General features: G+C 32.8%; 2 protein-coding genes. Both read left to right on the top strand.

The annotated features are described in order from the left end of the window. The first annotated feature begins 136 nt into the window (after window positions 1-136). Window positions 137-1276: an ArgE/DapE family deacylase gene (locus BAU17_RS10120; protein ID WP_161902705.1), complete on the top strand. Its 1140-nt coding sequence runs from the start codon at window positions 137-139 to the stop codon at window positions 1274-1276. A gap of 434 nt (window positions 1277-1710) precedes the next feature. Continuing rightward, complete coding sequence (locus tag BAU17_RS10115) at window positions 1711-2088, top strand: VOC family protein (protein WP_161902704.1); 378 nt, start codon at window positions 1711-1713, stop codon at window positions 2086-2088. The last annotated feature ends 223 nt before the right edge of the window (window positions 2089-2311 follow it).

The raw sequence follows: 2311 nt of genomic DNA, 5'->3' as shown, positions 1-2311 counted from the left end.
TAGGATTTATGAGTTTTTTTGTGCCAAAATTGTGTAAAATGCTTACTTATTTCTAGCAGTTGATTAACCAAGAATATTTGAAACATAGATATTTGGAGTGATATACTGAAGATATTCTAATGAAGAAGGCGATAAAATGAAGACAGCGAAAAAAATAAAAGTTTTGCAAGATGTTATTCAAATCAAATCGATTAATGGGAATGAAGCAAAAGTAGCTGACTATCTAGCAAATATTTTAAACGAATATGGTATAGCTAGTGAACGAATTCGTTATGCAGAAGGAAGAGATAACTTGGTTGCAACGCTCAGTCAAGGTGATTCTCAAACTGTTTTAGGTTTTACTGGGCATATGGATGTAGTAGATGTTGGTGATGAATCAGAATGGGTACATGCTCCGTTTGCTGCGGAAATAGTTGATGGAAAAATGTATGGTCGTGGAACAACTGATATGAAGAGTGGTCTGGTTGCAATGGTTCTTGCCATGATTGAACTGAAAGAAAATAATGTTCCATTTAACGGAACGATTAAGCTATTAGCTACAGTTGGTGAAGAAGTAGGAGAACTAGGTGCAGAACAACTCACAAAACTAGGTTACGCAGATGATTTGTCAGCACTATTAATTGGTGAACCGACTAATTATAATTTGATGTATGCACATATGGGATCAATCAATTATTCGGTGATTTCATATGGTAAAGAAGCACATAGTTCTATGCCGGAACAAGGCTTTAACGCCATCAATCATTTGAATGAATTTATTACAATGGCTAATGAAGAATTGCATAAAGTTGCAACCGATCATGTAAATGAGGAACTGGGGCGTACCATTCATAATGTAACTGTTATTAATGGTGGCAACCAAGTGAACAGCATTCCAAGTCGGGCAGTACTTCAAGGGAATATTCGGTCGATACCAGAATTTTCTAATGAACAAGTGATTGCTTTATTAGAAAATATAATTCAGCAATTAAATGAAAATAGTCCATATCATTTAGAGTTAGTGATTGATTTTAATAAAATTCCAGTCCAAGCAGAAAAAAATTCAGAATTGATCCAAAGTATTCAACAGCAATTTGAAACACCTTTGCCATTAGTGACTGCTGCAGGAACAACAGATGCAGCAGAATTTACGAAATCGAAAAATCAGTTTGATATTGTTGTTTTTGGGCCGGGCGAAGCGACATTACCACATCAAGTGAATGAATTCGTTGAAATTGATAACTATTTAGATATGATTGATAAGTACCAAGCAATTGCTAAAACTTATTTACAGTAACCAATGAAAGTGACTTGTTGAAAGAAGTTCTTCAAGTTACTTTTTTTGTAATAAATGAACAATAGCCTTCTCTGAATAGAGAAGGCTATCTGACGAAGTAATATTGTTATTTTAAAGTTGGTAGTGACTATTACTAAAAATTAACTATTTCTCATTTAAACGATGTATTCCCTAACCTCTAATACATCCTTGTAACCCTTTAGTTACGCCAGTGTGGATAAATTTCCTAAAAACAAATTAATCTATCGCATAAAAATATCTTTCGCGTTTCTATAGTATAACACATTTTTAGGTGAAAAGAAACTGTATCAATGATTAACTGTCATTTGGATTATTAAAAAAGAGAAAGTAAGGAATCCTCTTTTTTATAAAATAAAAAAGCGCATTCAATAATTAACAAAATCATGATAGAATTGATGAAAGGAGGTTGAATAATGCGTATAGAACATATAGCTATTTGGGTTCAGGATTTAGAAAAGATGAAAAATTTTTATGAAAAATATTTCCATGCCGTAAGTAATGAGAAATATCATAATAAAAAGACTGGATTTCAATCCTATTTTCTAACATTTGAATCAGGCGCTAGAATTGAACTGGCATCAAAACAATTTCTATCGAATCGAGTGGTCGATGCTCTAGGATACACACATGTGGCAATTTCAGTTGGTAGTAAAGAAAAAGTTGATGAATTTGTTGAACAATTTATAAAAGATGGATATCCATTGTTGAATGGTCCTCGGACAACAGGAGATGGCTATTATGAGGCTGTTATCCAAGACCCTGAAGGAAATTTAATTGAGCTAACGGTTTAAGTAAGGCTTAATATTTAGTATTGAATGAAAAAATATTAGTGCGAACCCCAAGCTCACAGAAAAACCCTAGGGGATTCGCACCAAATAAAAGCACAAAAATGATAAAATGATGAGAAAAAATACGATTAAATATGATTTTTCAACTAAAAATCTATCTAATTGGGCGATTATCATCATAAAAAAGTTGAATTTTACTTTTTTTCCTAAAAAATCGCCGTTGCAC

The sequence above is a fragment of the Candidatus Enterococcus willemsii genome, from assembly GCF_009933335.1.
GTDB classification, from domain to species: Bacteria; Bacillota; Bacilli; order Lactobacillales; family Enterococcaceae; genus Enterococcus_F; species Enterococcus_F willemsii.
Note: the sequence above shows the minus strand (reverse complement) of the source record. Positions and strands in the feature narration are given on the sequence as shown.